The 493-nt window shown below is 57.6% G+C and carries 1 protein-coding gene; it reads right to left on the bottom strand.

The genetic code is table 11. From position 1 onward, the window contains the following. On the bottom strand, nucleotides 1-233 hold a 233-nt coding region (locus tag M5B99_RS29805; protein WP_248807481.1), incomplete at its 3' end, for a hypothetical protein. Nucleotides 234-493: the final 260 nt, after the last annotated feature.

Raw genomic sequence — 493 nt, 5'->3', positions numbered from 1 at the left:
TCGGCGTGCTCATAGGCCGTGGCCGCAGCGGATTGCAGAATCGAGTAGACGTTGATCAGGGTTTCTTCCTGATTCCTGAGTGCAGGCAGATGACCCTGCAACACTGTGTTTGTGGCAGGTTTCGAGCCTGCGTTCGGAGCGAGATTGTAATGAGACAAAGCCCGGTCGGCGACACGAGGATCGATGGTTTCAACGTTGGACGTTGCCGGTGGATTGGGGGTGATCTTGAACATAGAGTGGTTACTCCCGATCTGTTGAGGGAGCCGCCACATTCGCGACTAAACGAAGGGGTGGCAGCCGTACGCAGGTTAGTCGACCGGTGATCAGGAAACCCGGCGCACCGAAGTGCCCTGCGCACGACCACCATAAACGGAGGCTGAAAAAAAGCGCCTCGTAGAAGGTGGCGCTGTGCGCCTGATCAAACAGCGGGCGACTAAACCCGGCCACTGAATTGGCAGTGACGGAATGAAGCCTAGCCGCGAGATCAGGCGCA

Origin of the sequence: Pseudomonas sp. MWU13-2100 (assembly GCF_023242365.1) — a bacterium.
Taxonomy (GTDB): domain Bacteria; phylum Pseudomonadota; class Gammaproteobacteria; order Pseudomonadales; family Pseudomonadaceae; genus Aquipseudomonas.
Note: the sequence above shows the minus strand (reverse complement) of the source record. Positions and strands in the feature narration are given on the sequence as shown.